The organism is Chryseobacterium contaminans (assembly GCF_001684955.1).
Lineage (GTDB): Bacteria > Bacteroidota > Bacteroidia > Flavobacteriales > Weeksellaceae > Chryseobacterium > Chryseobacterium contaminans.
The window spans coordinates 1-4,828 of record NZ_MAYF01000140.1; the positions used below are offsets into that span (position 1 = coordinate 1).

A 4,828-nucleotide genomic window follows, 5' to 3' on the forward strand; every position below is an offset into this window, starting at 1 on the left:
TGCTGGTGTAAATATGGATAGGTTCCAAAAATTATCAAGTTTAATTTACACTGAATTTTATAAATGCAAAGTTTTTATTTTTAGAAATATATTATTTTAAGCAAGCAAAGAAGTGAATCGATTGGTATCGATTCTGATGAAGCGAAAAACTTAACATGTATTTTAACCGCACACGTACATAGATTTTGAAACATTCATAAAAGCATCCAGTCTCATCTGTGAATCTGCACCATCTGTGGGAACTAAAAATAAACCTTTATTTTATGCATACCCAATCAGTATTATTCGATAATCAAACCATATTCTATAGCCAGTTTAATGGCTGAGCTAAGATTGGAGGTCTGGAATTTTTCAATGAGATTCTTTCTATGGCTTTCTACAGTGTGCGGGCTAATGAACAGTTTTTCTGCCATTTGATTGGTGGTTAATCCTTTTGCTGCTTCAGCCAGAATTTCTTTCTCTCTACGGGTTAATTTAGGTACCTGATTCAATCCGTCCGGGGATTTTTTCTCTAAAACGGATCGGGTCTGCGAGCACAAGAAGCGGTTTCCGGCGTATACGGTATTAATTCCTTCCAGGATTTCGGAAACGGAGGCATTTTTTTGAATGTATCCCAGCGCTCCTTCCGCTAAAGTACTGTTGATAACAGGCAACTCGTTGTGGACGCTCAGCATAATGATCTGAAGGTTTGCATATTTTTTCTTTAAAGGCTTTATGAGCTCAATGCTGTTGATGTCTGCTAAATTGATGTCTAATAATAAAATATCGACAGACTGTTTTTTTAATCCTGCATTCATTTCTGAAACGTTTTTGAAGCACTCTACAACGTCTATGCTTTCGCTATTTCCTAAAATATTTTTCAACCCTTCCAATAGAAGCGGATGATCATCTGTTATGGCTACTTTTATCATATTTAATGAGTAGGAATTTGAAGTTCTATACTGGTTCCGATATTCAATTGGGATGTGATATTCATCGTTCCTTTTAAAAACTGAACCCTTGATTCTATATTATGAAAACCTGCTGTTTTTCTAAAGTCTAAGCCGGCAAGGTCAAAACCTTTACCATCATCTTCTACTGTAAGATGTAACACATTGTCTTCTTCACTGATCTGAATGATGATTTCAGAGGCTTTAGCGTGCTTGATGGCATTGTTCACCAGTTCCTGAATGACCCTGTAGATAAGTAGCTGCTTTTCTTCTGATATGGAGTTACTGTAATTGATAAATTCTGTATGAATATTTAATGCACTGTTGGACATACGGGAAGCAAACTCCTGGATAGCTGCTACCAAACCGTATTTCATTAATAAATCGGGCATTAAATTATGGGCTACACGTCTCAGTTCTTCTACAGCGCCATCAATCTGGCTGATCGATTTTGAAATCCCTTCCTCTATATTTTCGGACTGGTGAGTATCTAAAATAGACAATTGAAGCTTGGTTCCTGAAAGCAATCCACCTAATCCATCATGAAGATCACGGGCTAAACGGCCACGCTCCTGCTCCTGCCCTTCCAGCAATGCGGTAAGTGTTGAAATTTTAGAGTTTTGTTTTTCTTTTTCCATAGCCAGGGCATGCAGTTCATCCCTTTGTTTAATGGATTTTACACGTTGTTTGTAAGCATACAGCAATAAGAAGATCAAAACGATGAAAATGAAAATAAAAACAATATAATAGGTATTAATCTTTTCCTTGAATGCCAATAGCTTCTTATAACTGTTGATGTCATTGTTCTTCTGCTGTGTTTCCAATTTGGCCAGACGAAGCTGTTGTTCTTTTTTCTCAGACTCAAGTTCTGAAAACTTCAGGCGCTCACGCTGATTCTCTTCCACCAGTTTTAAGTTGTTGTACACCTGTTCACGCTGGGCACGAAGGATATTGATCAGCTTAATCTGTTGTGCTTTTTTATCACTTTCCAGTTGCAGCTTTATGTATTTCTGTTCCTGTCTTTCTTTCTCAAACTGAGATTCCAATCTTTTGGTGATGTCTAACTTTTCCTGATCGTAAACACTTTTGTACTTATCTATATAGCTTTTATAGTAAGTAAGAGCTTCTTTGTAGTTGCCCTGCTCTTCACTGACTCTGGATAAAGACTCCAGAATAGATAGTTCAATATTATGATCTCTTACCGGGCTTTTCCCTATTTCCATAGAAGCTTTGAGAAAATAAGATTTTGCTAAATCATAGTTTTTATCCTGTATTGCCAGCTCTGCCAGTATCCCAAATGAAGACGCAATATGAATAGGATCACCGGTTTCCAGACTTGCTTTATTGGCTATTTGAGCGTACTGTCTGGCTTTATCCGGGTTAAATTCGGTATATAAGTTAGCTAAATTGATGGCTGCATAGGAAAGATTGCTCTTATTGAGCATAGACTCTTTATTTTTATTGAAAGTGGCAATAGCCTGCAGATAAAACTGTTCTGCTTTATTTCTAAACTGTATATCTGATGGATTTTGGGCATATTTCTGTTCATATATATATCCCATCCGCATATAGGCATCGAAGATCAGACCTGGATCATTTTGTTTGGATGCCAATAACAGAAACTGTTTACCATATTTTTCTTCCAGCTGATACTCATTCAGATTGGAGTAAATAGTGGATAGTTCTTTAGCTACATTCCCGAATCTTCCGTACAATGTGGATGTTGTAGGTGAGTTTTCGTAATAATTAATAGCTTTCAGGTAAGCCGCAACAGCTTCAGTTGTTTTATTATTACGGACCAGAATCCAGCCTTTTGCATACTCCAGATAGCCTTTAGCTTCGTTGCTGTTTGTTTTTAAACTATAAGTTTTGGCCATTTCCAGACTTTTTGAAGACTCAGCTTCTTTATTGTCCAGGCGGTAATTCATAGCCTGAACAGCATACAGAATAGTGGCATATTTCCCATCGGGCTGCTTTGTGGCAATGGAAATATTGTTCGCCAGGATCTGATAAGATTTCGGTTTAAAATTGTGAAAAAATAAAGCAGTAGCATATTTGGGAGCCAAGCTCAATTGCTCCGTTGTTTGGTTGGAAGCATTGTTATATTCTTTCTCTAATTTGCTTAAAACGTCTTGTGCCTGAACAAAAAACGGACAAATCAATAACGTAAATATAAATAACAGTCTGTACCTCAACCCCTTCTCTTTATTAAGTTTTATTGTAGTAAAGAACGTAAATATAAGTAAAATACTTCTACTCAATTTTGGAACGATAGTGTTCCATAAAAGATTTTCATTTCCGAAGTCTTTTTTCATTTTCAACTGGCGGATCTTTATTTAAACTACAATTTTATCATGTTTTATTTGGATGTTCTTGCTTTTATTTTTACCCAGATGTCCAATACCATCCGTGGGAGTTCCCAGACTATCTTAACTGAGCATCATTTTGGGCAATAAAGGTATCAAAAGCCAGTGCCGCATCACCAATTTCAACAACACGGTCTTTATGCACCATAAAACCTAAATCATGTTCAATATCCCATGGGCAGTTAAAACTAAAACCAATGTATGGATAATCGTCTTTTATAACAGATGTTACATAGAAAATCGTTGGAGACAATAATCCTGAAAAACCTTTGATTGTTTTGATATCAGGCATACAATCTTTTTTGTATTCTTCAGTGTAATCATAGGCTTTTTGAAGATCGGGATAGATTTTAAGAAGTTCTCCAAGCATCGTATGCAAAATTTCTTCCTGATGATCTTCTAAATATGAAATTCCTTTTTCCTGGAGTTCTGAAGAGTCTTCCATGATTTCCCCCTCATCATCTAAAAAATGATAGCAAAGCTCACCTTCTTCTTTAAAAAAAGCTTTCCAGTAGTCTAATTCAATATAATAATCTGTTTCCGGCTCATCATCAATCTCAGAATTTAATTCTCTGGGATTTTCAAGATGTCTGTTGAAAAATTCGTAACAAAAAGGAGCTCTTTCAAAAATATAATCGGGGTTATCAGCATACGAAAGATGGAAATATTCCAGTGCTTTTTCTTCATTTCCGCATTCTAAACAGCATTGCCCTTTGTAATAATTTCGAATATAGGCTTCATGTTTTTTAGAAGAGATATGTTTTTCATCTTCTGCCAGCCAGCGCATCATATTATCAAAATCTTTGGCCCAAATGTATTCGTTTGTCATTCTTCCGATGTAAATACAGCCTTGATGAATGTTATACTTTTCATCATCAGCTTCTTTCCATTTGTTTTCAATGAAAGTGATTAATTCTTCTTTGGTAATATTTGATTTTTTGAGACTTGATTTTTCCAAATACAATCCGATCTCTTCTATTATCGTTTCAGCATTTGACATAGATAAACGATTTAATTTTCCTTTTTAAATTTGACCTGCAAGATTAGTTCTTTTAGATACACTATCCAAAACTTTGAGTTAAAAATAATCAAAGCGATTGGTTCAAAATATCCCTGATAATGGCGGTTTTTAACCTACAATCTGTTTCTTCATAATCTTACATAAGAAGCATACAAAAATAAGCTGCGGCCAATCCCAGTACAGCAATTCCGGAAATCAGGAAAAGAAAGAAGTAATAAATTCCTTTTTTATTTTTCTTTCGAATGGAATTAATAATAAAAACTATAATCGTACACAAAAGCCCTGCGCCAAAAAAAATTATTAAGACAGCAAGAAAAAGGGCTCTTTCCAAGTGTAAATCTGCGGATGAAAGCATAATTTCAAAAGTTTGAAGATGGGTATCAGAAGACAGTGACCTATAAAGGTTATAAAGATTCTGAAATATTCATCAATATTAGAGAGAATTACAGAGTAATACAATCCCAATTATCAGCTATATTTATAATCTTAAACACCTGTTTTTCTTTAATCTA

The 4,828-nt window shown here is 35.3% G+C and carries 3 protein-coding genes; all 3 read right to left on the reverse strand.

The window, feature by feature from the left end; translation table 11 throughout:
• Positions 1–281: 281 nt before the first annotated feature.
• The 3 genes from BBH99_RS09740 to BBH99_RS22745 all read right to left on the reverse strand — a co-directional run bounded on the left by BBH99_RS09740 (position 282) and on the right by BBH99_RS22745 (position 4,295).
• Positions 282–911, reverse strand: coding sequence for a response regulator transcription factor (locus tag BBH99_RS09740; protein WP_066695046.1), 630 nt, complete (start codon positions 909–911; stop codon positions 282–284).
• Between the two features lie 2 nt (positions 912–913).
• Positions 914–3,244, reverse strand: a complete 2,331-nt coding sequence (locus BBH99_RS09745) for an ATP-binding protein (RefSeq protein ID WP_228390779.1) — start codon at positions 3,242–3,244, stop codon at positions 914–916.
• Positions 3,245–3,353: 109 nt separating this feature from the next.
• Positions 3,354–4,295, reverse strand: coding sequence for a DUF6985 domain-containing protein (locus BBH99_RS22745; protein WP_066695047.1), 942 nt, complete (start codon positions 4,293–4,295; stop codon positions 3,354–3,356).
• Between the last annotated feature and the right edge of the window lie 533 nt (positions 4,296–4,828).